Annotated in this window: 23 protein-coding genes, 1 tRNA gene and 1 pseudogene; 14 read left to right on the top strand and 11 right to left on the bottom strand. The window is 72.7% G+C overall.

Annotated features, from left to right (window positions below):
• Positions 1-38: 38 nt before the first annotated feature.
• The 3 genes from ACIBPB_RS03685 to ACIBPB_RS03675 all read right to left on the bottom strand — a co-directional run bounded on the left by ACIBPB_RS03685 (position 39) and on the right by ACIBPB_RS03675 (position 2377).
• Positions 39-491: a DUF559 domain-containing protein gene (locus tag ACIBPB_RS03685; protein WP_396838022.1), complete on the bottom strand. Its 453-nt coding sequence runs from the start codon at positions 489-491 to the stop codon at positions 39-41.
• The gene (locus ACIBPB_RS03680) at positions 488-964 is read right to left on the bottom strand and encodes a hypothetical protein (protein WP_396838021.1); all 477 of its coding nucleotides are present in this window, start codon (positions 962-964) and stop codon (positions 488-490) included. The genes ACIBPB_RS03685 and ACIBPB_RS03680 overlap by 4 nt, the downstream gene beginning before the upstream one ends.
• Before the next feature lie 105 nt (positions 965-1069).
• Entirely contained in the window at positions 1070-2377 is a 1308-nt protein-coding gene (locus ACIBPB_RS03675) for a D-arabinono-1,4-lactone oxidase (protein ID WP_396838020.1), read from the bottom strand.
• A 224-nt stretch (positions 2378-2601) separates the two neighbouring features.
• On the opposite strand from ACIBPB_RS03675, the gene ACIBPB_RS03670 reads away from it, so the two are divergent.
• The gene (locus tag ACIBPB_RS03670) at positions 2602-3177 is read left to right on the top strand and encodes a TetR family transcriptional regulator (protein ID WP_396838179.1); all 576 of its coding nucleotides are present in this window, start codon (positions 2602-2604) and stop codon (positions 3175-3177) included.
• 258 nt (positions 3178-3435) lie between these two features.
• Here ACIBPB_RS03670 and ACIBPB_RS03665 read toward each other — a convergent pair whose 3' ends face one another.
• Positions 3436-4644 (bottom strand): alanine racemase, encoded by a 1209-nt coding sequence (locus ACIBPB_RS03665; RefSeq protein ID WP_396838019.1) that lies wholly within the window; start codon positions 4642-4644, stop codon positions 3436-3438.
• A 218-nt stretch (positions 4645-4862) separates the two neighbouring features.
• Between ACIBPB_RS03665 and tmk the strand changes: the two genes are divergently transcribed.
• The 6 genes from tmk to ACIBPB_RS03635 all read left to right on the top strand — a co-directional run bounded on the left by tmk (position 4863) and on the right by ACIBPB_RS03635 (position 10841).
• Positions 4863-7016, top strand: coding sequence for a dTMP kinase (tmk, locus tag ACIBPB_RS03660; RefSeq protein ID WP_396838018.1), 2154 nt, complete (start codon positions 4863-4865; stop codon positions 7014-7016).
• On the top strand, positions 7013-8233 hold the full coding sequence (locus tag ACIBPB_RS03655; protein ID WP_396838017.1) for a DNA polymerase III subunit delta': 1221 nt from the start codon (positions 7013-7015) through the stop codon (positions 8231-8233). The genes tmk and ACIBPB_RS03655 overlap by 4 nt, the downstream gene beginning before the upstream one ends.
• 173 nt (positions 8234-8406) lie before the next feature.
• Positions 8407-8736 carry a YbaB/EbfC family nucleoid-associated protein gene (locus ACIBPB_RS03650; protein WP_046564890.1) on the top strand — a complete coding sequence of 110 codons (330 nt, stop codon included), beginning with the start codon at positions 8407-8409 and terminating at the stop codon, positions 8734-8736.
• 1 nt (position 8737) lies between these two features.
• Positions 8738-9043: a type VII secretion target gene (locus tag ACIBPB_RS03645; RefSeq protein ID WP_357309217.1), complete on the top strand. Its 306-nt coding sequence runs from the start codon at positions 8738-8740 to the stop codon at positions 9041-9043.
• Positions 9043-9711 carry a hypothetical protein gene (locus tag ACIBPB_RS03640; RefSeq protein ID WP_396838016.1) on the top strand — a complete coding sequence of 223 codons (669 nt, stop codon included), beginning with the start codon at positions 9043-9045 and terminating at the stop codon, positions 9709-9711. The genes ACIBPB_RS03645 and ACIBPB_RS03640 overlap by 1 nt, the downstream gene beginning before the upstream one ends.
• Positions 9712-10001: 290 nt before the next feature.
• The gene (locus tag ACIBPB_RS03635; protein ID WP_396838015.1) at positions 10002-10841 is read left to right on the top strand and encodes a stage 0 sporulation family protein; all 840 of its coding nucleotides are present in this window, start codon (positions 10002-10004) and stop codon (positions 10839-10841) included.
• Positions 10842-10948: 107 nt separating this feature from the next.
• On the opposite strand, the gene ACIBPB_RS03630 is transcribed toward ACIBPB_RS03635, so the two are convergent.
• Complete coding sequence (locus tag ACIBPB_RS03630) at positions 10949-12652, bottom strand: metallophosphoesterase family protein (RefSeq protein WP_396838178.1); 1704 nt, start codon at positions 12650-12652, stop codon at positions 10949-10951.
• 167 nt (positions 12653-12819) lie between these two features.
• On the opposite strand from ACIBPB_RS03630, the gene ACIBPB_RS03625 reads away from it, so the two are divergent.
• Positions 12820-12893 (top strand) — tRNA-Thr (locus ACIBPB_RS03625).
• 104 nt (positions 12894-12997) lie between these two features.
• Here ACIBPB_RS03625 and ACIBPB_RS03620 read toward each other — a convergent pair.
• From ACIBPB_RS03620 to ACIBPB_RS03610, 3 genes are all read right to left on the bottom strand, one after another.
• Positions 12998-13303: a tyrosine-type recombinase/integrase gene (locus ACIBPB_RS03620; RefSeq protein ID WP_396838177.1), complete on the bottom strand. Its 306-nt coding sequence runs from the start codon at positions 13301-13303 to the stop codon at positions 12998-13000.
• A 99-nt stretch (positions 13304-13402) separates the two neighbouring features.
• On the bottom strand, positions 13403-13804 hold the full coding sequence (locus ACIBPB_RS03615) for a nuclear transport factor 2 family protein (RefSeq protein ID WP_396838014.1): 402 nt from the start codon (positions 13802-13804) through the stop codon (positions 13403-13405).
• Between the two features lie 488 nt (positions 13805-14292).
• Positions 14293-14883, bottom strand: a complete 591-nt coding sequence (locus ACIBPB_RS03610; RefSeq protein WP_396838013.1) for a GrpB family protein — start codon at positions 14881-14883, stop codon at positions 14293-14295.
• A gap of 139 nt (positions 14884-15022) precedes the next feature.
• Between ACIBPB_RS03610 and ACIBPB_RS03605 the strand changes: the two genes are divergently transcribed.
• Positions 15023-15997, top strand: coding sequence for an RNA polymerase subunit sigma-70 (locus ACIBPB_RS03605; RefSeq protein WP_396838012.1), 975 nt, complete (start codon positions 15023-15025; stop codon positions 15995-15997).
• 30 nt (positions 15998-16027) lie between these two features.
• The gene (locus ACIBPB_RS03600) at positions 16028-16627 is read left to right on the top strand and encodes a dihydrofolate reductase family protein (protein ID WP_396838011.1); all 600 of its coding nucleotides are present in this window, start codon (positions 16028-16030) and stop codon (positions 16625-16627) included.
• Between the two features lie 212 nt (positions 16628-16839).
• On the opposite strand, the gene ACIBPB_RS03595 is transcribed toward ACIBPB_RS03600, so the two are convergent.
• Positions 16840-17967 (bottom strand): EcsC family protein, encoded by a 1128-nt coding sequence (locus ACIBPB_RS03595; protein WP_396838010.1) that lies wholly within the window; start codon positions 17965-17967, stop codon positions 16840-16842.
• Between the two features lie 170 nt (positions 17968-18137).
• On the opposite strand from ACIBPB_RS03595, the gene ACIBPB_RS03590 reads away from it, so the two are divergent.
• Together ACIBPB_RS03590 and ACIBPB_RS03585 are read left to right on the top strand one after the other, a co-directional pair.
• Positions 18138-18272: a hypothetical protein gene (locus ACIBPB_RS03590; protein WP_396838009.1), complete on the top strand. Its 135-nt coding sequence runs from the start codon at positions 18138-18140 to the stop codon at positions 18270-18272.
• A gap of 81 nt (positions 18273-18353) precedes the next feature.
• Positions 18354-18716 (top strand): hypothetical protein, encoded by a 363-nt coding sequence (locus tag ACIBPB_RS03585; protein WP_396838008.1) that lies wholly within the window; start codon positions 18354-18356, stop codon positions 18714-18716.
• 325 nt (positions 18717-19041) lie between these two features.
• Here ACIBPB_RS03585 and ACIBPB_RS03580 read toward each other — a convergent pair whose 3' ends face one another.
• Positions 19042-19527 carry a carboxymuconolactone decarboxylase family protein gene (locus ACIBPB_RS03580; RefSeq protein WP_396838007.1) on the bottom strand — a complete coding sequence of 162 codons (486 nt, stop codon included), beginning with the start codon at positions 19525-19527 and terminating at the stop codon, positions 19042-19044.
• 477 nt (positions 19528-20004) lie between these two features.
• Positions 20005-20454, bottom strand: a pseudogene (locus tag ACIBPB_RS03575) (SRPBCC family protein); the annotation flags it as partial.
• Between the two features lie 239 nt (positions 20455-20693).
• On the opposite strand from ACIBPB_RS03575, the gene ACIBPB_RS03570 reads away from it, so the two are divergent.
• On the top strand, positions 20694-21659 hold the full coding sequence (locus ACIBPB_RS03570) for a helix-turn-helix domain-containing protein (protein ID WP_396838006.1): 966 nt from the start codon (positions 20694-20696) through the stop codon (positions 21657-21659).
• A gap of 162 nt (positions 21660-21821) precedes the next feature.
• Positions 21822-24461, top strand: coding sequence for a S8 family serine peptidase (locus ACIBPB_RS03565; protein ID WP_396838005.1), 2640 nt, complete (start codon positions 21822-21824; stop codon positions 24459-24461).
• The last annotated feature ends 90 nt before the right edge of the window (positions 24462-24551 follow it).

Here is a 24551-nt window from a genome sequence, read left to right as displayed (position 1 = left end):
CGGAAGCGCCCGTGGAGGGGCGGGTCCGTACCAAGATCTCAGCCGATCCAGCCGGCGGATCGCAGGGCGGCGCGTAGTTGGGCGATGACGCGGGCGGGGTCCTCGCGGACGGCCCAGGCGGGGAAGCGGAGCACCCGGTCACCGGCCGCCCAAACGTCGTTCTGCCGCTGCATGTCCGCCCAGGCGGCCCTCGGGTCGAGGTGCTGCCCGCCGTCGATCTCGACGTGCACCCGCCACCGCTCGAACCAGACGTCCAGGTAGCGCCGCCGCCCGGTGGCGTCACGCCGGACGACCTGCAGGGACGGTTCGGGTAACCCGGACCGCCGGACAAGACCGAGGAAGTCGAGTTCGGCGAGTGAGTGGGCGCCGCCCGCCGCGTCCGTGGCGGTCGCCAGGATCAGGCGACGGCGGCGTGCCCGGGGGAGGCGTTGCAGCACCCGGTGCAGGTCGTCGCCCCGGACCAGGCGTTGCTGGAAACCCGCCGCGATCACCGATCGTGCTCCTCGTCGGTTGCCGCCCACTGCGCCGCGTCGACGAGCGAGCGGGCCGGCATGGTCCGGCGGGGTCGGCCGACGGCGAGCACGTCTTCCGAGGACAGCACTGTGGTGCGGTGGACCCGTACCCCAGGCGGTAGTGCCCGCAGCTGGTGCCGGGCCGGTAACAGCAGGTGGATCAGGTGGCTCTCATAGCGCCTGAGCCCCCAGCACTGGGCCGCAGTGAGCCCGCCCAACGTCGCGGCCGGTCCTGCCGCCAGCACCGCGACCCAGCGCCGCTCCTCAGGACCGACGGGACCATCATGGGTGACGTAGACGCTCCGGTGCACCTGTCGCCACCGTCCGCTGGCGACCCGGTGCCGGATCGCCTTCTCGGACAGGAACCGTCGAGCCTGCGCTGCGCCGAGCACCCGAGCCTGGCGAAAGAGCAACCAGCTCAGTTCTCCCGCGTCATCCGCCGGCATCTTCACACTCACACCCCACCCGAACCGCAGCCCGTCGCGCAGCCCTTGTGGACAGCCGCCGAGATCTTGGTACGGAAACGCCCCGCCAAGGGCGGATCCGTACCAAGATCTTCAGGAGCCGAGGACGCGGGCGAGGTACGGGTTGGTGAAGCGGCGGTGGGGGTCGAGGCGGTCCCGGACCGACAGGAAGTCGGCGAACCTCGGGTACGCGGGGGCGAGCGACGCGGCGTCGCGCCAGTGCAGCTTGCCCCAGTGCGGCCGGCCGCCCAGGTCCGCGGCGACCTTCTCGAACGCCTGGAAGTACGGCTCGTAGGGCATCCCGACGTACTGGTGGATGGCGAGGTACGCGGAGTCCCGCCCGTAGCCGTGCGAGAGCCAGATGTCGTCGGCGGCGGTGAACCGCACCTCCACCGGGAAGAGCACCTTGAACGGCAGGCCGTCGACGATGCGCCGCAGCGCGGTCAGCGCCTCGGGCAGCGCGGCGCGCGGCAGGCCGTACTCCATCTCCACGAAGCGGACCCGGCGCGGGGTGCAGAAGACCTGGTCGGAGCGGCCGGTGTAGGTGCGTTCGGTGAGCGCCCGGGCGGAGACGGCGCTGATCCCGGGTGCCAGCGCCGGGACGGCCCGGCCGAGCCGGCAGGCGCCGGCGAAGACGGTGTTGGCCAGGAACTCGTCGTCCAGCCAGCCGCGCCAGCGGGGCAGCGGCCGGTCGTCGGCGGGTACCCGGTCGTTGGTCTTGACCTGCACCCGGGCGGTGTACGGGAACCAGTAGAACTCGACGTGGTCGTGGGCCGGGACGAGGGACGGCAGGTCGGCCAGGACCGCGTCCAGCGGGGCCGGTCGCTCGTGGGCCCGCAGGGTGAACGCGTCGACGCAGCGCAGGGTCAGCTCGACCAGCACGCCGACCGCGCCGAGCCCGACCCGGGCGGCGGCGAAGACGTCCGGGTGCTCGTCGGCGGAGCAGCGCAGCACCTCGCCGGTGCCGGTGACCAGGGTCAGTCCCACCACGAAGGTGGAGAGGCAGCCGAGCTTCGCCCCGGTGCCGTGGGTGCCGGTGGAGAGCGCCCCGGCTACCGTCTGCGCGTCGATGTCGCCGAGATTGGGTAGGGCGAGTCCGTGCGAGGCGAGCAGCTCGTTCAGGGTGTGCAGGGTCATCCCGGCGGGCACGGTGACCAGGCGGCGGGCGGTGTCGACGTGGACGCCGGTGTCCAGGTCGGCGAGGTCGAGCCGGTGTCCGTCGGTCACGGCCGTCGCGGTGAACGAGTGGCCGCTGCCCACCGCCCGGATCGTCCGGCCGGCGTCGGCGGCGGCCCGGACCGCCGTGGCCACCTCCTCGACGGTGCGGGGGCGGACGACGAGGGCGGCGGTGCTGCTCTGGTTGCCGGCCCAGTTGGACCAGGCGGCTGGGGTTGCCGACATGGCGCTCCTCGAGGTGAATATGAACTGACTTCATATCAGGAACGTTGTACCTGGTAAATACCGCAATCGTTGCCCGCTCGTTGTACCGGTAGTCACAGTCTGGTGACGTGCAGATATGTTCATCCGTCGAAGGGGGGTGGCGCCGAGTGTCCACACCAGCCGCCACGACCGGGCCGCTGCGCCGGGTACCGGTGCAGGGTCGAAGTGTCGCGCGGGTCCAGCGAATGCTGGATGCCTGTGCCGAGCTCGTCGACGAGGTGGGGTATGAGGGGCTGACCACGACCCTGCTCGCCGAGCGTGCCGAGGTGGCGATCGGGTCGGTCTACCAGTTCTTTCCGGACAAGCGGGCAATCGTGCAGGCGCTGACCCTGCGCACGATGGAGTCCTACCTCCAGCGGCTCGACGAGCGGTTCTCCGCCGACGACCTGACCTACTGGTGGGACGGCGTCGACGCGGCGATCGACGAGTACATCTCGATGCACCGCACGATCCCGGGCTTCCGTACCCTGCACTTCGGCGACGTGGTCGACCTGCACCTGCTCGACGAGCAGCGGGACAACAATGGGGTGATCGCGGACCAACTGGCCCGCGTGCTCACCGAGCGCTTCGGGCTGGCCGGCGTACCCGACCTGCGGTTCCACCTCGAGGTCGCGGTCGAGGCGGCCGACGCCCTGATCAAGCTGGCGTTCCGCCGCCGGCCCGAGGGGGACGAGCGGGTGCTGGTCGAGGCGAAGGCGCTGATCCGGGAGTACCTGCACCGGCAGGTGGACGCCCGGACCGAGGTCGCCCAGCAGAGCTGAGCGGCAGACCGCCGGCCGCGGCCGGCGGCGATGACCGGTGCGACGCCCGGGTGCGACCGGGCAGAACGACGAGCGGCGGGTTCCCGAGGTGCGCCGGGGCCCGCCGTCACCATGTGCGGGGGCCGGCCGACACCCACGCGGCCCGGCCGACGGCGGTGCGGCCCGGCCCACGGTGCGGCCCGGCCCACGGTGCGGCCCGGCCCACGGTGCGGGGAGCCGGCCGACACCCACGCGGCCCGGCCGGCGGTGGCGGAGCCCCTAGAGGAAGGCGTGCCCCTCGCCGCGGTAGGTCGGCGCGGTGGCCACCACCGCGTCACCCTCGACGAGGTGCACCTCGTTGACGTGTTCGCACAGCTCACCGGCCTTGGCGTGGCGGAACCAGACCCGGTCGCCGACCCGGAGTGTGTCCGCGGCCCGGCCGGCGAGCGGGGTCTGCACCTCGCCCGCCCCCTCGGCGCCGAGCAGCTTCAGCCCCGCCGGCAGGCAGGGGCGGGGCAACCGGCTGTCGGCGGCCGGGCCGGAGGCGATCCAGCCGCCGCCGAGCACGGTGGCCAGTCCCGGCCCGGGCCGCCGGACCACCGCGCAGGCGAAGTACGCCGCCGGGGTCGGCCGCCAGGCCCGGTACGCGTCGAAGAGCGTCGGCCCGTACAGGCCGGAACCGGCGGTGACCTCGGTGACCGCGGGATCGGCGCTGGTGGCGGCCACGCTGCCGGTGCCGCCGCCGTTGACGAACTCCAGGTCGGCGTGTTCGCGTACCGCGGCGACCGCGGCCGCGCGCCGGGCCAGCAGTTCCCGGTACGACCCGCGCTGGGCGACCCGGATCGCGGTGCCCAGCATCGCCTGCCCGGGCGGGGCGTCGCCGAGCCCGGCGATCTGTGCCTCGTAGGACATCAGCCCGACCAGCCGGAAGCCGGGCCGGGCGGCGACGGCGGCGGCGAACGCGCCGGCCGCCCGGGCGCTGTGCACCGGGGAGCGGCGCACGCCGACGTGCACCCGTCCGCGCAGCGGTCGCCAGGAGGCGTCCAGGTCGACGCAGAGCCGCAGCGAGGGCCGGCGGCCCGGCGGGCAGACCTGGTCGATCAGGTCGAGTTGGGCGGGGTCGTCGACCATCAGGGTGACCGCGTCGGCGAGCGCCGGCTCGGCGGCCAGCGCGGCGAGCGCGCCCCGGTCCGCTGTCGGATACGCGACCAGCACGTCGGTGCTGACACCGGTGCGGACCAGCCAGTTCGCCTCGGGCAGGGTGAACGCCATCACGCCGTGCCAGCCGGGCCGGTCCAGCGCCCGGGTGAGCAGGTCCCGGACCCGTACCGACTTGCTGGCGGCCCGGACCGGCTTGCCGGCGGCCCGGTCCACCAGGGCCGCCGCGTTGGCGTCGAAGGCGGCGAGATCGACCACGGCGAAGGGCGGATCGAGGTGTGCGGTCGCCCGTTCGAGACGATCGCGCAGTTTGTCGCTGTCGCTGACCACGTCTGCACGCTAACTGTCTGAGGGACAATGCGAAATACCCTCGCGTCTGTCTGGGCTGCGGGCGACGGTCCCGGCGGCCTAGGCTCGGCGAGCAGGCGAATGTCGCTCCGGGGGCGCATCCCGGGCGCGACTAGAGTGTTCCACCGGGGATGCCCAACTCTGGGCCGGCACGTGGAGGTACGGCCATCGAAAGCCAGAACAACGGCGAGTCGTCCGGCGTGTCGTCGCCCGGCGCCCAGACCGACCGGTCCGGTGCCGCCGCCATCCGCTCGGTGCTGCGCATCCGGCCGTTCCGCCGGCTGTGGATCGTGCTCAGCGCGGCCTCCTTCGGCGACTGGCTCGGCCTGCTCGCCACCGCGCTCTTCGCCGCCTCGCAGGTCTCCGGCAGCACCGCCCAGGGCGCCGCGTTCGGTGGCGTGACCGCCATCCGGCTGCTCCCGGCGCTGGTGCTCGGCCCGGTGGCGGGCGTCTTCGCCGACCGGTTCGACCGCCGGTGGACCATGGTCGTCTGCGACCTGCTGCGCTTCGTGCTGTTCGCCTCGATCCCGCTCTACGCGCTCACCGGCGCCGCGGGCGGCCTGGTGGTCGGCTGGGCGCTGATCGCCACCTTCCTGATCGAGTCGATCACGTTGCTGTGGATCCCGGCCAAGGAGGCCGCGGTCCCCAACCTCATCCCGCGTACCCGGCTGGAAGTGGCGAACCAGCTCACCCTGATCACCACGTACGGCCTGACCCCGGTGGCCGCGGCCATCGCCCTGGCCGTGCTGACCCGCGGCCTGCCCGGCGCGGTCGGCGGCAACCTGCCCGACTGGGCCCAGCCGGCGCAGCTCGCGCTCTGGTTCAACTCCCTCTCCCGGCTGGCCACCGCGCTCGTGGTGGCGTTCGGGATCAAGGAGATCAGCGAGGCCCAGCGCGGCGAGGCGGAGCGCACCGAGCAGAGCATGTTCCGCCAGTTCTCCGAGGGCTGGAAATACATCGGCCAGACCCCGCTGGTCCGCGGCCTGGTGCTGGGCATCTTCGGCGCGTTCGCCGGCGGCGGCATCGTGGTCGGCACGGGCAAGTTCTTCGCCAACTCGCTCGGCGCCGGTGACGCCGCGTTCTCGCTGCTCTTCGGCGCGATCTTCGTGGGCCTGGCGCTCGGCATCGGGCTCGGGCCGATGATCGTGCGGGACATGTCCCGGCGGCGCTGGTTCGGCATGAGCATCGTGCTGGCCAGCGCCTCGGTGCTGGTGCTCGCCTTCGCCATCCACCTGTCCATGGCCATCATCGGCGCGATCCTGGTCGGCGCGGGCGCCGGCATGGCGTTCCTGGCCGGCACCACGCTGCTCGGCGGCGAGGTCGCCGACGAGGTGCGCGGCCGGGTCTTCGCGGTGGTGCAGATCGGCACCCGGCTGGTGCTGATCCTGGCCATCGCGCTGAGCAGCCTCCTGGTCGGGGTCGGCGGCTCCCGCCAGCTCACCATCGCCGACCTGGGCATCTCCATCTCCTCGACCCGCCTGCTGCTGCTCGTCGCGGGCGCCGCCGGCATCTTCGCCGGGATCAGCGCGTTCGGTCAGATGGACGACAAGAAGGGCGTGCCGGTCCTGGCCGACCTCTGGGGGTCGATCCGGGGCCGCCCGCTGATGCCCGCCGAGCCCTTCGTCTCCACCGGCCTCTTCGTGGTCTTCGAGGGCGGCGAGGGCGCCGGCAAGTCCACCCAGCTCGCGGCGCTCGCCGAGCGGCTGCGCGAGCAGGGCCGGGACGTCGTGGTCACCCGCGAGCCGGGCGCCACCGGGGTCGGCGAGCGGATCCGCTCGCTGGTGCTGGAGAAGTCCGGCGACCAGGCCCCGTCGCCGCGCGCCGAGGCGCTGCTCTACGCCGCCGACCGGGCGCACCATGTGGCCACCGTGGTCCGGCCGGCGCTGGTGCGGGGCGCCGTCGTGGTCAGCGACCGGTACGTCGACTCGTCCCTGGCCTACCAGGGCGCCGGCCGTACGCTGCCGGTGGAGGAGGTCTCCTGGCTCTCCTCGTGGGCCACCGGCGGGCTCAAGCCCGATCTGGTGGTGCTCCTGGACGTCGAGCCGCGCACCGGGCTGTCCCGGGTCGAGTCCCGCAGCCGGGACGCCGACCGGCTGGAGGCCGAGTCGCTGGCGTTCCACGAGCGGGTCCGGTACGCCTTCCTCGACCTGGCCGCCGCCGACCCCAAGCGGTACCTGGTGCTCGACGCCGCCCGCCCGGTCGGCGAGATCGCCGAGGCGGTGGCCCGGCGGGTGGACGAGTTCCTGGTCGACCCGGCCGGCATCGTGCATCCCCGCCCGGCCCACGGCCCGGACACCACGGTCCAGCCCGAGTTATCCGACGCGGAGCTGGTGACGATGGAGCGCTCCCCTTGACGGTGGACGTCTTCGCCGACCTGGTCGGTCAGGACGAGGCCGTGGCGACCTTGCGGCGGGCCGCCGCCGCGGCCGCCGCCGTGCTGCGCGCCGGCGCGGAACCGGCGGACCCGACGGCCGGCGGTGACCCCGGTGGCGGGATGACCCACGCCTGGATCTTCACCGGGCCGCCCGGCTCCGGCCGTTCGGTGGCCGCCCGGGCGTTCGCCGCCGCGTTGCAGTGCGTGCACGGCACCGGCTGCGGCCAGTGCCCCGGCTGCCACACCACGCTGACCGGCACCCACGCCGACGTGCGGCTGGTAGTGCCCGAAGGGCTGTCCATCGGGGTCGGCGAGATGCGGGCGCTGGTGCTCCGCGCGGCCAGCACCCCGTCCGGCGGGCGCTGGCAGGTCGTCATCATCGAGGACGCCGACCGGCTCACCGAGGCGGCCGGCAACGCGCTGCTCAAGGCGATCGAGGAGCCGCCACCGCGGACGGTCTTCCTGCTCTGCGCCCCGTCCGTGCACCCGGACGACGTCTCGGTGACCATCCGGTCGCGCTGCCGGGTCGTACCGCTGCGGCAGCCCTCGGCCGACGCGGTGGCCGAGGTGCTGGTGCGCCGCGACGGCATCGCGCCCGACCTGGCCCGGTGGGCCGCGGCGGCCGCGCAGGGACACGTGGGGCGGGCCCGGCGGCTGGCCCGCGACCCGGAGGCCCGGCAGCGCCGGGAGGCGGTGCTCGCCGTGCCGCGCCGGCTGACCGGGGTGGGCGCGGCGTTCGACGCGGCGTCCGCGCTGATCGAGGCGGCCGAGGCGGAGGCCGCCGCGTCGGTCGCCGAACTCGACGAGGCCGAGAGGTCCGCGCTGCAGACGGCGCTCGGGGCCGGTGGCACCGGCCGGGGCGCGGCCGGCGCCATGCGGGGCGCCGCCGGCCAGCTCAAGGACCTGGAGAAGCGGCAGAAGTCGCGGGCCACCCGGGCCCAGCGCGACGCGCTCGACCGGGCCCTGGTCGACCTGGCCGGCTTCTACCGGGACGCGCTGACCATGGCGCTGCGGGCCCCGGTCGCGCCGGTGCACACGGACACCGCCGCGGTGGCCGGCGCCGGGGCCGAGAAGTGGGCCGCCGACGGGTCGCTGCGCCGGCTGGAGGCCGTGCTGGAGTGCCGGGCGGCCATCGAGGCGAACGTCAAGCCGCGGATCGCGGTGGAGGCGATGATGCTCGCCCTCTGGCGGGGCTGAGCCGCCCGGAGGGCGGGCTCGGCGCGGTTCCCGCGCCGTCCACAGGGCATCGACACGCGCAATTGCGGTGCGGTACGGTCCGGTGTGCCGCGGTGACGGTGGCGGCACGCTCAGTGAGGGGCAGCGCCGCCGGCAGGCCGGCGGCGTCGTCCAGCAGCCGGGAGGAGCCGCCGATGCCGCGGGGGGAGATCGACGAGGCCTGGATCGAGGAGGCGGTGCGCCGCTACCGGCGCATCGAGACCCTGCAGGCCGAGTTCGACCGGGCCGTGGCGACGGTCGAGGTCACCGTCCGGTCGCCGGACGGGCTGGTCGAGGTGGTGGTGACCGCCGGCGGGCGGATCACCGACGTGCGTTTCCTCGGCCCGCTGCACCAGCGCCACCCCCGGGACGTCGCCGGTTCGGTGCAGGCCGCGGTCACCGCGGCGGCCGACGCCGCCCAGTGGGCGCGGGAGAAGCTGCACAACGAGACCTTCGCGGCGTACCGGCCGCTGGCGGGAGCCTGACATGGAGACCCTTCGCGTGCTGGCCGCCCGGCTCGACGAGGCGGGCGCCAGCCTCGCCACCCTGTCCCGCACGGTGACCGCCACCGACCCGGCCCACCCGGCCTTCGGCGCGCACGCCGCCGGCCGGCCCGGCGAGATCGGCCGGGCGCTGCACCGGCAGTGGACCACGGCCACCGGCGACCGGGCCCGCGAGGCGGCCGCCGCCGCGGCCCGGCTGGCCGCCGCCGCGGCCGCGCTGCGCAGCGCCGCCGACCGGTACGCGGCGACCGACGAGTCCGCCCGGCACCGGTTCCGGCGGGAGGCCTGATGGACGCCCTGGACCGGCTCGCCGAGCCCGGCCTCGACCTGCTCGGCCGGGTCGACACGCTGCTCGCCGCCGGGGTGCCCGAGGGGCACCGGCTCTGGCCGTTGCTGCGCCGCATGCAGGTGCTGCCCGGCGCGGCCGTGCGCGAGTTCCTCGACCTGCACCCGGCGCCGCTGACCGGCGCCGGCCACGCGGTGCGCCGGCTCGTCCGGGGGTACGACGACACCTGCGCCATGCTCGCCGACCCGGTCGCCTGGTCCGGGCCGGCCGCCGGGGCGTACGACGAGGCCCGCGCCGCGCTGCTGCGCCACCTCGACGAGGGGCCGGAGAGCCTGGTCGGGCGGCTGGAGTCCACCGCGGGCTACGCCGACGCCCTCGCCGACTGGGTCGAGGGCAGCCGGCTGACCCTGGCCCGGGCGCTCGCCGACGTGCTGCGCTCGGCCGAGGCGGTCACCGTGCACGCCGCCACCCGCGCCGGCGCGGACACCGGCCGCCTCGGGGCGCACGCGGCGGCGGAGATCGCCGTCCGGGTGCTGGGCGTGCTGGGCGTGGCCTACGACGGGGCGGAGACGCTGCTGCGCCAGTGGGCCCCGAGCCTGGCGGAGACGACCTGGCGGGAGCAGGCCACCGGCCCGTACCGGCACGGCGGCACCACGCGGATCGGCCACTGAACCGGGCCGGACACGGTCCACGGCGTCGCACGCCGGGCCGGCCGTGGCCGGACCGCGGCGGCGACGCCGTGGCCTTCCCCTGCACCCCCCGCAGGTCTGGCTTCACTCAACGCGGTCCGCGGCCGTTTGTCCTCCGGCTCGTTCATGTTTCAGCCGTCCGGGCGAGGAGCAACGGCCCGACGGGTCGGAACCGGTTCGGTCGAGTCGACATTCGTGAATCGCTGCGCCGGGTGACCGGTTGGCGACCGCCGACCCGGCCGGGACCCGGCCGAGGTCGTAGGGTGGTGGGCATGGGCATGCTCTGCGCGGTCAGCTTCAACCGGTACGGGCGCCTCTACTACCTGGATCCCGGTGAGCTGCGCCCGCAGGTGGGCGACAAGGTGCTGGTGCCGACGGACGAGGGTCCCGAGGTGGCCGAGTGTGTCTGGGCCGCCCAGTGGGTCAGCGAGAACACCGCCGGCTTCCCGAAACTGGCCGGGCTGGCCGAGGCGGACGACCTGCGCCGCGACGAGCAGTTGCGCCGGCGCAAGGCGGACGCCAAGGTCGCGGCCAAGCGGCTGATCCGCGAGCACGGGCTGCCGATGAAGGTGGTCGCGGTCGACCACGTCTTCGGTACGCCGGAGACCGGCAGCGACCGCACCACCATCTACTTCACCGCGCCGCACCGGGTGGACTTCCGCTCCCTGGTCCGCGACCTGGGCGCGACCCTGCACTGCCGGGTCGAGCTGCGGCAGCTCTCCGCCCGTGACTCGGCCCGGGTGCAGGGCGGGATCGGCTCCTGCGGTCGGGACCTGTGCTGCGCCACCTTCCTCAACGACTTCGAGCCGGTGACCATCCGGATGGCCAAGGACCAGGACCTGCCGCTCAACCCGCTGCGCATCTCCGGCGCGTGCGGTCGGCTGATGTGCTGCCTGAAGTACGAGCATCCGCTGTACGCCAAATTTGCCGAGTCCGCCCCGGCGATCGGCAGCCGCGTCACCACGCCGGAGGGGGAGGGCCGGGTGGTCGGCCACAGCGTCCCGAGAGACGCGGTGACTGTGCGCCTGGACGCCGACGGCTCGCGCTCCATGTGCTCCCGCGCCGACGTCTGCGGCTCCCGCCAAGCCCACGACCAGCGCTACGCCCCCTAACCCCCCACCCCGCCGCGCCCAGGCCCCATGTCCCGGTGATCAAGGAGTTCGCGTCGGACATCGCGCGGCTCCTGACGCAAACTCCTTGATCAACGCGGCTGAGGGCTTCAGCGCAGGACGACGGGGGGTTCGGCGAGGCGGGGGTGCAGGGGCTGGCGGGGGGTCAGCCAGGAGGCTTCGGGGGACTGGTCGGGGTTGAGCTGCCACGCGTGGGCGACCTTGTCGACCGCGATCGGGTAGATGGTCAGCGTGCCGTCCGGGTCGATCCGCAGCCGCAGGAACGCCTTCGAGTCCTCGATGCCCTGCCCGGCGAAGAGCTCGTTGACGTTCACCCCGAACGCCCCGGCCACCAGCAGATACAGCGCCACCAACTGGCTGGCGACCAGGCCGATCACCGGCCCGTACAGCACCGCCGCGGCGACCGCCGGCAGTGGCCACGGCCAGTCGTAGAAGGGCAGGCGCAGCCAGAGCCAGGTGCCGGCGGCGGCCAGCGCCACGTGGGCCAGCCCGTGGCCCACGCCGAGGATCCAGTGCCGGGCGTGCCGCTTGCCGCCGGCGCTGGGCGGCTTGGCGAAGAATGCCGCCCCGAGCAGGGTCACCAGCAGCATGATCACCAACGGGACGCTGAACAGCCGCTGCTCCGTGGTGCCCGCGTGGTCCGCCGCTACGCCGGCCATGGCCAGCATCAGCAGCGTGTGCAGAGTGCCCAGCAGGGTGGTGAAACCGGGGTTCCGGAACGGCAGCCGGGCGAAGATCCCCCAGCCGTAGCGGCGCGAGCGGGCCTTGTCCGGGTAGCGCGCCGCCAGCGCGTACTCCCGGGTGCGGCTGGCCCGGCGGGACAGCGTGTCGCGCGGCGGCACCTCCAGCCGCTCCGGCAGCTGATGCGTCGGGTAGAGGTAGGCGCCGCCGCCCCCACAGGTGATCAGCTGCCGCTCCGGCCCGGTGTACCGGGCGTAGTGGTGCAGGTCGCCGGAGAGCAGCAACCGTACCTGGGCGCCGGTGGGGGCGATGATCGTACGGATGAAATAGTCGATCGAGTCGTACGCCGTCGGATGATCCGCGGCCTTGACCCAGGTGGGCGCCGGTACCGCCAGAATGATCTTGTCGCGCGGGGTCAGCTTCCGGGCCACCTCGTCGAAGTAGGTGAGCTGCGGGTCGTCCAGGTACGAGCCGGACTGGTCGTCGAGGCCGAGCAGCCACCAGCCGGCGGGCAGTTCCACCGCGAAGTACGACCGGGACTGCCCGGTGCCCCAGCCGGCGAAGTGCCGGTCCCGGGACCGGACGAACAGGCGCAGGAAGGCGGTCAGGCCGTCGTACCAGTCGTGGTTGCCGGGCACCGCGAACAGCGTCGGCCGCTCGGGCGGCGACAGCGGCATCGCCGCCTGGTACGGCCCCTTGCACCGGTCCTCGTACGCCGCGTAGGCGGCCGACGGGTAGACCTGGTCGCCCCCCATCACCAGGGTCTGCGCCCGCGGCAGCCGGTGACCGTCGACGGTCAGCTCCGGCTGCGCCAGCAGGTACGCCACCGAGTAGGTGGCGTCGAAGCCGTCGCCCAGGTCGGCCACGTAGTCCAACCAGAGCCCGCCGTCCGACCCGACCTGCCGGGAGGTGGCGTCGTCGAACGCGTTCTGCAGCTCCCGCTTGTCCAGGTACGCCCCGAACAGCATCGCCAGCAGCGTCCGCAGGCCGGTGCTGATCAGCAGCAGTGGCGCCAGCCAGGGCACCGGCTTGCGCGGAGTGAAGCCCAGCTCCAACGGGTCGAGGCTGCGCGGCCGCCGGCCGGCCCGCTCCCCGGCATGCGCCTCGGGAATCGGCCGCCCCGCCGGTACGTGATCGTCGCTCACCCGCCGCAGGGTAGTCGGGGCCGATCGGAACCGCTCTCCGGCGAACGTACCGAACCTTCCTCGATGTCCGGATCGGGCGGGCGGGGGATCCCGTTCGGCGGCCGGCGCGGTGTGCCGTACACTTGACGATCGTTGCCGCCTTAGCTCAGTCGGCTAGAGCGACGCACTCGTAATGCGTAGGTCGACGGTTCGATTCCGTCAGGCGGCTCGGTACAGAAGCCCAGGTCAACGACCTGGGCTTCGCCGTTTCCCAAGGTCGACAGGCTCGCTGCCGGCCGTGCCAGTCCTTGAACAGTCCTTGTCGCGGTGCCGCTACCGCCTCGTCCAGCCGGTTGGCGTCCGCGTCCAGGCCGTCACCGAGCAGGCCCGCGTACACGTCCAGCTCATCGACGCTGAGGCGTGTCCGAGCATCCGCTGCACCGCCTTGACGTTGGCCCTCGACGCCACGGCCGGGCTTGCCGCCGTGTGTCGTAGGTCGTGCGGAGTCAGCCCGGCCCGGCCCGCCCCGACCGCCGCCGCCAACACCCGGCAGCGGAAGTTGGTGCTACGCAGCGGCCCGCCGTTTGGGGCAATGAACACCGAGGCGTCCCGCGGCTTCCCGGCGACTTGCGCGGCCAGCTCGTCGATCTTGCATACGTCAGGCCGGACCGCCCCTTGCCACCGAACGAACCTGATCGCGCCGACGAGGAGATCCGCCCTCGCAGACGACAGGTGAAGTCATGGATGCAGCGGTGCCCGTCGAGGTTTCACCTTCCGATATGCGATCCGCCACCCTGCGGCCTCTCGACGGACGATGTCCTCGTAAACCACGCTGCCGGCCGAGCCGTTGGAATTGATGCCAATCCCCTTCGACACAGCCCGGACGGTGCCGTCCGCGTCCTCGGTTACGTAGACGTTCGTGACATGGTGGCCCACAGGGTTCCTGTCCCCGAGGGCTAGAGCTGCTTGCTTGATTGCCTCATAGCCGTGCAGCTCGCCAGCTCCGAAGGCTGTCACGTCGTACACCACGTCGACAGCGAACAGCTCGTCCATCCTGTCGAGTTCGCCGGCGTCCATGAGATGCCCGTGCAGAGCTATCAGCTCGTGGACCGCCAACCTGTCTTCCGCCGAGAGCGTCATCAGCGAACCCCTCCCCGTACAGCCATCTGTACAGCCGAGACTGCCGGCAGACGCCGACACGGCCAGACAGCAACAGACTGCGTGACCAGGGGCAGGCTAGCGTGACCACCCGTCCGAGATCTTCTTCTAATCGCCGGCCCAGGACTTTCATGTCGCAACCGCCTGTTACGGTGCGCCGCAGTTGGCCGGTCAGAGCAACCCCACGGGGACAGCGCGGCTACGGGGGGCGGGCACTGGTAGGTCCCCGGAGTGATCCCGGGTCTGAATATTGGGACACCGCGACCCGCCCCCCGCCACGTGCACCACGAGCCGAGGTAACCGGTGTTCTCCTTGCCCGAGGGTCGGGTGGTTCCGCTGCTAAATCTCCATGTGCCGAGGTCGGCAGCACGGGCAACTTGAGCAGGGCCTGGAGCCGTTCGCCTTCCCCGTGTACATCTCGCAGTGCCCCCACAATGAGCGCGCTGAGGTTGACGGAGGGGGGGCGCTGTTCAGCGCAGCCCGCAGCGCTTGAGGATGTCGAGGATGATCGCCGACTTGCCCTGGACGTAGAGCGCCATGTCCATCGGGTGGTCCCGGGCGACTCGGTGCTTCTCGGCCGCGTAGCGATCGCGATCTTCGGGGTGGGTGCGAAGCCAGTCCCGGAGGATCAGGTGCCGCAGGTACTCATCGCAGTCGGGGCCGAAAACATGCAGATTCACGCTGTGGTCGTGGTTCCAGAGGCAGCGGTGCTCGTACCAGTCAAGGTCGCGGGTGCGGAGGACGTAGCCGGCGGCCTCCAGCGGAGGCACGTAGGCGGCTTCGTCTGCCGGGTCGGCAACGATGAGGTCGATGTCGAGTCGATTCTTGGCCGCCAGCCCGGGCACGGCGGTCGACCCGACGTGCTCGACGGCAAGAGCCTTGGCACCGAGTGCAGCCCGGACAACGGCCTCCTCCTTGGCGAACATGGCAGGCCACTCGGGGTTGTAGGCGTCGATCGTGATGGGTGCGGTGACGTTCGCCGGACGGTTGCCGACTGCTCGCTTCGCAGCCTTGTCGCCGGTGAGATCCAGCGATGCCTGAGGCAGAGGTGGAATGCGCATTAGCGGCACGTTAGTGTGGCCGCCCGTGATCCGCCGCCCCGTTCGACCACCTCGTGGGGATTCCGTCCGGCGGCCCGATTGAGGCGGTGGCGGACTGCCACGGACCCTGCCTGCCGTCGCCGTTGAGTACGGTCGCCGGATGGACGACGGGGAGTTCGCTGACCTGGTGGAGCGGCACCGGGCCGAGCTGCGGGTGCACTGCTACCGCATGCTGGGCTCCTTCCAGGAGGCCGAGGACCTGGTCCAGGAGGTGTTCCTCCGGGCGTGGCGCGGCCGCGGCGGTTTTCAGGGACGTTCCTCGGCACGCGCCTGGCTCTACCGCATCGCGACGAACGTGTGCCTCGACGTCCTCCGCGGCCGGGCGCCTCGCCTGCTGCCGTACCAGGCCGGTTCGCCCTCGGGAGCCGGAGCGGCCTCGTGGCTGCAGCCGTTCCCCGATCATCTCCGGGAGCCGGTCGCCGCGCGGTCCGATGAGCCGGAGGCGGCGGCCGTCGCGAGGGAGACCCTGGAGCTGGCCTTCCTGGCCGCCATCCAGCAGTTGCCGCCCCGACAGCGCGCCGCGGTGATCCTGCACGACGTGCTGGGCTGGCCCGCCCGGCAGACCGCCGAAGCCCTCGACGGAACCGTCGCCTCGGTCAACAGCGCGCTGCAACGCGCCCGCGCCACCCTGCGCGACCACCTGCCGCCGGGCCGCACGGAATGGGCGCCGACCGCGCCACCCAGCGACGACGACCGTCGGTTGGTGCGCCGGTACATGTCAGCGGTCGAGCGCGGCGATCTCGTCCAGCTCGCCGAACTCCTGGCTGCGGACGTCCGGGCGACGATGCCGCCGTATCCCGAGTGGTTCTCGGACCGGGAGTCGCTGCTCGGCGCGCTGGCACGAAGCTGGGACCCCGGCTCGGCCGAGTACGTCGGGGCCATGCGCATGCTCGACGTACCGGTCAACGGTCAGCTCGGTGTGGCGGGCTACGTCCGGGCGGCGGCCGGGCAGGCCTACCTGCCGTTCGCCATCGGGGTGCTGCGGATCGAGGACGGCCACATCGCCGAGCTCACCGCGTTCCACGAGCCGGTGCTCTTTGCGGCCTTCCTGCTGCCGCCCTCGCTGGACCGATGACCTTTTCCGCCGGCACCCGTCTCAACACCCATGGCCAACCCAACAATGATCGACACCGCGCCGCAGACGGCGGCCGGAAAGGTGCTCTGGCACTTCACCATGTCCCTGGACGGGTTCGTCGCCGGACCGGACCATGCGATGGGCTGGATGACCGGCACCCTGTCCCGCCCCGGCCTCGTCGAGGAGTACGTCGGCACCACCGGCGCCGTGCTCCGTGGCCGCGCCGGATGGGACGCTGATCCGAGCGCCCGCCCCTACGGCGGCGCCTGGGTCGGACCGATCTTCGTCCTCACCCACCACCCGGAGGGCGCCACGCCGGCCGAAGACGTGACGTTCCTGAACTGCGACCCGGCCGAGGCGGTACGGATCGGGCTGAAGGCGGCCGGTGGCAAGAACCTCGAGGTGCACTCGGCGACCATCGGCCGCCAACTGCTCGCCCTCGGTCTGCTCGACGAGATCGACCTGCATGTCGCACCCGTCCTGCTCGGTGACGGCATCAGGCTCTTCGACAACCCCGGCGGCGAACCGATCACCCTCCGGCACGTCGGCGAACGGCCACCCACCGCGATCGTGAACGTGCGGTACCGGCCCGCCACCGGGGCGCCCACCCCGACCGACGGTGCCGACTGATCACCCTTCGGGGCGCAGCCGACCGCACACCTGGATCTGCCCTTGACCGTGGCCCGGCTCCACGATCGGTGGAGCCGGGCCACGTCTGGCTGATCGGCGGGTACGCCGTGATGAGTGCGTTGACCCTGGCGGCAGCGTTCGTGTTCCGGATTGGTGGGCGGCATTTTCGCCGTGGTCGGGGAGGCGGCGGACGGGGGCGAGGCGGTCCGGATTCAGCGCAGGTCGGGTCCGCCCTCCACAGCGAGTTCGTCGAGCACGTTGAACCCGTCGTAGACAACGTCGTTCGGGTCGTCCGTGTCCTCAACAACAAAGGCGTCGATTGGTTCATCTGCCAGGAGCTGCGGGTATTTCTCCAGCAGGAACCGGCGCCGGTACGCCATTTCGGCGGTGTCGACGATTCCCTCCAGAGTGGTCCAGTTGATGGTGCCACCGACCAGGATCCCCGCTACCGGCACGACCTTGCCGAGGCCCTTCTTGGTGAGCGTGTGGCCGAACGCTTCCGCGAACCGTCCGGCGATCCGGGCGACGACCGAATCGTTCAGGACCTTCCACGTCTTACCTCGGACGAGTGCCTGGGTGAGGCGCGAGATGTCGGCGAAGGCGGCGTTCTTCGCGCCCACGGATGCGGCCGTCCCAGCGTTGACCACGGACAGCACGAAGAGCTTTTCGGCTGGTTCTTCGGGGTCGTAGCCGTACAGCAGTGAGACATGGCCGACGGCGCGGGACGCGAGTCCGATGACGATTGCGGCGTCGCCGGCGAAAGCGCTGACGATGGCACCTCCCGACGGCGCCGCCGCCGCTCCGCCGGAGACCGCGGTAGCCAGCTCGCCTCCCGAGATCACCAGCCCCGCACCCATTCCCGAGACTGCGGCAGTAGCCGGGTAGTACCAGCTCAAGGCCCGACCACGGACCGCGTGGATCTTCTCGAGGTCGAGTCGCCGCAGGTCGGAGAGCTTGGTGACGTCGTGTCCGCGCTTCTGGTGGAGCTCCACCACTCGCTTGGGCGAGAGCCCTGCTCGGGAGATCTTCGCCACCGTTCGCTGCATCGAGCCCAGAGCGCTGCCACTCCAATCTGCCGCGCTGGTGGGGACGACGCCGGCAGCCTTGCGGGCCCCGGCACCGATAGCGCTCGCGCCCTTGGCGGCGATGCCCCGCCCCCGCGACACGACCGATTGGGCTCCCGGGTGGTTTTCCAGGTACGTCGTCGCACGCCGACCGAGTGCCGCCGCGCCGTTGGACACGCCCTCGCCGGCTCTGCGCAACGCGGCCGACAGCGGCCTGCCCTTGAACTGCTGAATGTCCCGCCACGCCGCAAGCTCATACTCCGAGGGCTCTGCCATGTCACCGAGGTTAGTGACCGGAACCGCCGCTCATGAACAGGTGGACGGCGGAGGTGGCGTTGGCCCGATCAGCCTTGACCACGTGGGCCGCGATATTCCAGCCGTTTCCGTCACCGGCTGCGCACCCTGTTATTTCGCCCCTCCCGGGACTTCGCCTCAAGGTCACCGTGGTGGCGATCGTGGCGGTCGTGGCGATACCCGGACTGCTCGTCGGCCACGTCAGCGACCGCTTCCTGACCTGCGAAAACGCCACCGTGGCCGGTGATGGTCCCGCCTCGAACCGCGCGTCCTTCCGGATGCGGTAGGCGGGATCCGTACCCGGGACCGGTGGTCCGGGCCGACCCGGACCGAGGTTTGCTCACCCGGACGCCGGGGAGACTCGGCGCATGGGCCACCCGGACGAGTCCCCCGAGAGCCTGCTCATTCGGCAGGTGACAGCGCTGAGCGGCGAGCAGGCTGCGCTCTGGTTCTGGTCCGGTCTGCAGTACATAACGGATGCGGCCGCCGTCCATCGCGACGAGGAGCTGTACCGGGCGGTCCGCAAGATGGCCATTGCCGCGTTGTCCCAGGGTATGCCGTTGTCGTCGTGCCTCCCGGAATACGTGTCCTGCCCCGTCTGCCATGCGTACACCGGTCAGAACTGCATCAACCTGCCGGGCCGGATCCTGCGCGACAAGCTGCACCCGGAGCGGGTCGAGCGGGTCCGGAAGCTCTGCGAGTTGATGGGCGTCGACGCGACCGAGGCCTAGCCCGCCGCTGTTCCCGCACGCCCCTGTGCCGCCGCGGACCGGGTCAGGGGTAGAGGTGCGGCGACAGGCACGAGGCGAAGACCAACGCGAGGCCCGCGTCGAGGATCGACGGCAGGCACAGCCACGCCAACAGGCCCGGCCGCCGCGGATTCCGTCGTGCCGCACATTCTCGCCAGCGACCGCCAGCGACCGCCAGCGACCGCCAGCGACCGCCAGCGACCGCCAGCGACGGCCAGGACCGGCCCGGCCCGGCCCGGCCCGGCCGGGCCGGGCCGGGCCGGGCCGGGACCTTACGATCCCGGGCCGGGCCGGACTGCGCCGGCGCTCAGCTCAGCGCGGCGGCGAACATGCCGGGCTCGTAGGAGCCGCCCCGCTGGTGCACGATCACGGCGAGCCGGTTGGCCGCGTTGATCAGGGCGACCAGGGAGACGAGCGCGGCGATCTGGTCGTCGTCGTAGTGCTTGCGCACCTGCGCCCAGGTCTCGTCGGACACCCCCTGGTGGGCGTCGGCGAGCCGGGTGCCCTCCTCGGCGAGCGCCAGCGCGGCCTGCTCGGCCTCGGTGAACACGGTCGACTCGCGCCAGGCGGCGACCAGGTTGAGCCGGACCGCGCTCTCGCCCTCGGCGGCGGCCTCCTTGGTGTGCATGTCGATGCACCAACCGCAGCCGTTGATCTGGCTGGCACGCAGCGACACCAGCTCCTGAGTGGACTTCGGCAGCGGTGACTGCTGGATCACCAGGCTGGCGTTGGCGAACCGCTTGAAGAACTTGACGGCCATCTCGTTGTCCAACATGTTGAACCGGGCGTCCATGACGTCGATCCTCCTCGTGCTCTGCGGGTACCGGACGAGCACAAGACCCCGGCGGCCCGGTTCCTGTGACAGCGGTACGTCGTGACCTGGGCCACCACCGGCCACGGAGGCCCGCACGGGGCCCGGTCAGCTGCGACGAAGCGAGCCCGGCAGGCACGGCTCGGGGCCGGCCCACCGGGCTCGCTCCGGCAGGGAGGTGAAAGGTCAGACGTTGCGGCTCGGGTCGGCCGGGTCCGGCGGGAAGGTGCCCGCCCGCTGCGCCGGCAGGTCGGTCACCACGTACCCGGTCGCCGGCTCCGCCGGTGGGGTGTCGTCCTCGCCGTCCCGGCGGTGCTTGGCCAGCGCCGCCGCGCCGGCCGCCGCACCCGCCGCCACGGTGCCCGCGGCCACCGCCTTGCCGGAGAGGCCGGCCTTGCCGTCGTCACCCACCGAGCCGGCGGCGTGCGCGACGCCGGGCGTGCCGAGGGCACGGCCGTCGTCGATGGTGCCGCGCCAGGCGCCGGTCGCGGCGCCCCGGCCCTCGATGTACGCCTTGAACTTCTCCAGGTCGGCCTCGGTCCGCTTCTCGACGACGCGCAGCTTGTCGCCGGCCTTCTCGACCAGCCCTTCCGGCTCGTACTCCAGGCAGAGACGGACCTGGGTGCGGTCGGTGTCGATCGGCTGGAAGTAGACCGCGCCGGCGTTGGTGGCGCCGCTGGTGGCCGCCCAGGCCACCTTCCGGTCCGGCACCTGCTCCAGGACCGTGGCGTCCCACTCGCGCTTCACCCCGCCGATCTCGGCGACCCAGTGCATCCGCCGGTCGTCGAGCTGGCGCACCTCCCGCACGCCGCCCATGAACCGGGGGAACTCCTCGAACTGCGTCCACTGGTTGTACGCGGTGCTCACGGGAACATTCACGTCGATGGACTTCTCGACCTTCGTGGTCATGGATCCTCCTCGTCGTTCAGTCGTCCGCTGAGAAATCCGTACCCCGGGAAGCCGCCCTCAACCTCGGCCGCCCGCGCCGGTCCGCGCCCACCGTGCCGGCCGCCGGCCCCGCCGGACCGGTCCCGGCGGGCCGGCCCCGGGCCGTCCCGGTCTGCGGACCAGGTTTTCCGGCACACCCGAGAGCTGCTGCATAATCCCAGCTCACAGAGTGGGTCGGGCTGCTGAGCGGAGGAGTCGGGATGCTGGAGGCCGTTGGCGTCGAGCCCGATGAGGAGCAGGTCTACCTGGCGCTCACCGCCCGGCCGGCGGGCGACGCGGACGAGTTGTCCGAGCGGACCGGGCTCGCCGGCCCCGCGGTCGGGCGGGCGCTGGCGGGGCTGGCCGCCAAGGGTCTGGTGGACCTGCCGTCCGATCCCGCCGACGCGATCCGGGCGGCCCCGCCCGACCCCACCCTCAAGCTGCTGGCGCTGCGCCGGATGGACGAGCTCCGCCGGGCGCAGACCGTGATCGCGGAGCTGGCCGAGCGGTTCCACGCCCGGGAGGCGTGGCGCGGCGCCGAGGCGGTCGAGGTGGTCCGGGGCGCCCGGGCCATCGCCGAGCGGTACGCGATGTTGCAGCGGGAGACCACCCGGGACATCTCCGCGCTCAGCAGGCGGCCGACGGTCGCCGTACCGGCCAGCGAGAACGTCGCCCAGCGGGAGGCGCTGCGGGCCGGCATCCAGTACCGGGTCGTGTACGACCGGGACCTGCTGGACCCGGGCAGCCCGGAGATCCCGCTGCTGCTCGAGGAGTGGGCGGCGCTCGGCGAGGAGATGCGGGTGGCCGCCGTCCCGTTCAAGTTGATGGTCTTCGACCGGCGGCAGGCGGCGCTCGTGCCGCCCGACCCGGCGGCCGAGGAACCGGTGCTCTTCGTGATCCACGCCCGCCCGCTGGTGGACTGCCTCGCCTGGATCGTGGACCGGATCTGGGAGTCGGCGCTGCCGGTGCCCGTCGCGCTCTCCGAGGCCGCGGACGGGTCGCTGGCCGCCGACGACCGCCGGTTGCTGGCCCTGCTGCTGGCCGGCTACACCGACCAGGCGATCGGCTCGCAGTTGGGGGTGAGCATGCGGACGGTGCAGCGCCGGGTGCAGCGGCTGCTCACCGTCGCCGGGGTGCAGAGCCGGATCCAGCTGGGCTGGCAGGCCGCCCGCCGCGAGTGGATCTAGCCGACCGCGTCCCCGGCGGTGGGAGGGGTCCGGCGCAGCCGCGCCGAGCGGCTGACGGATTTACGCCATGGCGTTGAACTGCCAGCTCAGAGGGCTGATGGGCCGGGTGTCACCGGTGGCAGTGTGTGCGCGTCAACCCATCCCAGCCCTGAAGGATGTCGAGTGACCTCCCCTGCCAAGCGCACCCGCCGAGCAGCCGCCGCACTGGCCACGACACTTGTTGCCGGCGGACTGACCCTGTCCTCCCTGCCCGCCCACGCCGAGCCCGCCACCCCGCCGGGCAGCGTCGCCGACAAGCTCGGCAGCCACGACCGGGCCCTCATCGCCCGGTACGCCGCCCAGTCCCGCACCCGGGCCGTCCCGACCGACGCCGCCCAGCCGGTCCCCGACTTCGTCACCCTGATGCTGGCGGTGGAAGCGGGCCGCACCGACGAGGTGGCCCGGCAGCTCACCGAGCTCGGCGTCGAGGTCACCCGGATCGACCCGGAGATCGGCTACGTCAAGGCGAACGTCCCGTTCGCCCTGGTGGAGCAGGCCGTCGCCATCGACTCCGTGCTCCGGGTGGACGCCGACGAGCTGCTCGAGTTGGAGCAGACCACCGCCGGCGCCGGTGGCGTCGGCCAGCCCGGCGAGCTGCCGCCCGCGCCGTCCGCGGCGACCCCGGACGACAACCCGTACCTGCCGACCCGGGAGACCGGCTCGGTGGCCTTCAAGACCGAGCACCCCACGTACGACGGCCGCGGCGTGACCATCGGCATCATGGACACCGGCGTCGACCCGACCCACCCGGCGCTGGCCACCACCACGACCGGCGAGCGCAAGCTGGTCGACACCGTCGCCGGCAGCGACCCGCGCAACCTGATCGACATCCTCTTCGACCGCACCTGGCTGACGCTGACCAACGGCAACAAGGTCACCGGGTCGACCGTCGACAAGTACGACATCACCTGGACGCTGCCCGAGGGTGGCAGCGACGACATGTACCTGACCCGCAAGAACCTGGCGGTCGCCGGCTACGTGGACCCCACCCTCACCGGAACGCTGGGTATCGCCTACCGCGAGTCGGACAACGCGGTGTGGATCGACCTCAACCAGGACCACGCCTTCACCGCCGACGAGCGCTACCGGCCGTACCGGGAGAACCACCAGATCGGGTACATCGGCACCGACAACCCGGCGACCGAGGTCAACGAGCGCCAGCCGTTCACCGTCGAGGCCCGGCGCCTCAGCTCGGCGCTGATCGGTGTCAACATCAACACCCTCGACGAGGCGCACGGCACCCACGTGGCCGGCATCACCGCCGCGAACGGGGTCCTCGGCGGGCGGATGAACGGCCAGGCGCCCGGCGCCAAGTTGGTCTCCATGCGGGCCTGCACGCACAGCGGCTGCTCCAGCGCCGCCCTCACCGACGGCATGGTGGACCTGGCCACCAACTACCACGTCGACGTCATCAACCTGTCCATCGGCTCCAGCCCTGCCCTCAACGACGGGCAGAGCGCGATGGCGCTGCTGTACGACCGGCTGATCGCCACCACCGGGGTGCAGATCTTCTCCTCGGCCGGCAACTCCGGGGCCGGCACCAACAGCGTCGGCGACCCGTCCTCCGCCGACACCGTGGTCAGCGTGGGCGCCTCCGTCTCCAAGCAGACCTGGTGGGCCAACTACGGCTCCTTCGTGACCCAGGCGCGGGCGGTCTTCCCGTTCTCGTCCCGGGGACCGCGGGAGGACGGCGGGTTCAAGCCGGACATCACCGCGCCCGGCGCGGCCATCGCCCCCACCCCGACCTGGATCGCCAACAGCCTGGTGGCCGACGCCGGCTACACCCTGCCGGCCGGGTACTCGATGCTGCAGGGCACCTCGATGGCGTCCCCGCAGGCCACCGGCGCCGCCGCGCTGCTGCTCTCCGCCGCCCGGCAGAACGGCGTCAGCGCCACCCCGGCCGAGCTGCGCCGGGCCATCTTCTCGACCGCCGACTACAACAAGGACGAGCCGGCCATCGCCCAGGGCCGCGGCGAGTTCAACGTCGGGCACGCCTGGCAGTACCTGGCCAAGGGCGTCGCCGGCACCGACGAGGTGACCGTCTCCGCGCCGGTCTGCACCAGCCTCTCCGCCAAGCTCGTCACGCCGCACACCGGCAGCGGTCTCTACAACAGTTGCGCGCCGGGCGAGGGCGGTCAGGGCGTGGGCGAGTCCCGCACCTACGACCTCACCCTGACCCGCACCAGCGGCCCGGACGGTGCGCTCGACTACGTCCTCGACCTGCGGGGCAACGACGGCACCTTCACCGCGCCCGGCAAGGTCAGCCTGGCGAAGGGCGTCCCGACGGTGGTCAAGGTGACCGCCGCCCCGGGCAGCCAGGGCATCCACAGCGCCGTGCTGACCATCGACAACCGCGCCACGCAGGCCGTCGAGCAGTCCGCCCTGCTGGCCGTCGAGGCCGCCACCGCGCTGACCCCGGGCGCCACCTGGTCCGTGGCCGGCACCGTCGACCGGAACGACACGCTCATCTACAGCGTCGCGGTCCCGGCCGGCGCCACCGACCTGACCGTCAACCTCGCCGGCCTGGCCGACGGCAGCCAGACCCGCTGGTGGGCGTACGGCCCGGACGGTCTCGAGGCGGAGAAGTCCAGCGCCGGCACCATCTACTGCTACGCCAACTACCAGGACGGCAACGGCTGCGACCCGTTCACCCGCAGCTACGCCAAGCCGAAGCCGGGCGTCTGGGAGTTCGTCGTCGAGGCGCGCCGCACCAGCCCGCTGCTGGCGAACCCGTTCCAGCTGACGGCCTCCGTCACCCAGTGACGACGCGCTGAACACCCCGTGGGCCCGGGTCGACACCGTCGACCCGGGCCCACGGCGCGGCGCCGTACACCCAGTCCAGGTCGTCGGAGC

It is taken from the genome of Micromonospora sp. NPDC049836, from assembly GCF_044465125.1.
GTDB lineage: Bacteria > Actinomycetota > Actinomycetes > Mycobacteriales > Micromonosporaceae > Micromonospora.
This window is presented reverse-complemented; position numbering and strand designations above follow the sequence as displayed.

Excerpts from the sequence above, each read along its gene's own strand:
- ACIBPB_RS03675 (WP_396838020.1), bottom strand. The coding sequence starts at position 2,377 with ATGTCGGCAACCCCAGCCGCCTGGTCCAACTGGGCCGGCAACCAGAGC.
- ACIBPB_RS03670 (WP_396838179.1), top strand. The coding sequence starts at position 2,602 with ATGCTGGATGCCTGTGCCGAGCTCGTCGACGAGGTGGGGTATGAGGGG.
- ACIBPB_RS03650 (WP_046564890.1), top strand. The coding sequence starts at position 8,407 with ATGCCGCGGGGGGAGATCGACGAGGCCTGGATCGAGGAGGCGGTGCGC.
- ACIBPB_RS03645 (WP_357309217.1), top strand. The coding sequence starts at position 8,738 with ATGGAGACCCTTCGCGTGCTGGCCGCCCGGCTCGACGAGGCGGGCGCC.
- ACIBPB_RS03640 (WP_396838016.1), top strand. The coding sequence starts at position 9,043 with ATGGACGCCCTGGACCGGCTCGCCGAGCCCGGCCTCGACCTGCTCGGC.
- ACIBPB_RS03635 (WP_396838015.1), top strand. The coding sequence starts at position 10,002 with ATGGGCATGCTCTGCGCGGTCAGCTTCAACCGGTACGGGCGCCTCTAC.
- ACIBPB_RS03615 (WP_396838014.1), bottom strand. The coding sequence starts at position 13,804 with ATGACGCTCTCGGCGGAAGACAGGTTGGCGGTCCACGAGCTGATAGCT.
- ACIBPB_RS03610 (WP_396838013.1), bottom strand. The coding sequence starts at position 14,883 with ATGCGCATTCCACCTCTGCCTCAGGCATCGCTGGATCTCACCGGCGAC.
- ACIBPB_RS03605 (WP_396838012.1), top strand. The coding sequence starts at position 15,023 with ATGGACGACGGGGAGTTCGCTGACCTGGTGGAGCGGCACCGGGCCGAG.
- ACIBPB_RS03600 (WP_396838011.1), top strand. The coding sequence starts at position 16,028 with ATGGCCAACCCAACAATGATCGACACCGCGCCGCAGACGGCGGCCGGA.
- ACIBPB_RS03595 (WP_396838010.1), bottom strand. The coding sequence starts at position 17,967 with ATGGCAGAGCCCTCGGAGTATGAGCTTGCGGCGTGGCGGGACATTCAG.
- ACIBPB_RS03585 (WP_396838008.1), top strand. The coding sequence starts at position 18,354 with ATGGGCCACCCGGACGAGTCCCCCGAGAGCCTGCTCATTCGGCAGGTG.
- ACIBPB_RS03580 (WP_396838007.1), bottom strand. The coding sequence starts at position 19,527 with ATGGACGCCCGGTTCAACATGTTGGACAACGAGATGGCCGTCAAGTTC.
- ACIBPB_RS03570 (WP_396838006.1), top strand. The coding sequence starts at position 20,694 with ATGCTGGAGGCCGTTGGCGTCGAGCCCGATGAGGAGCAGGTCTACCTG.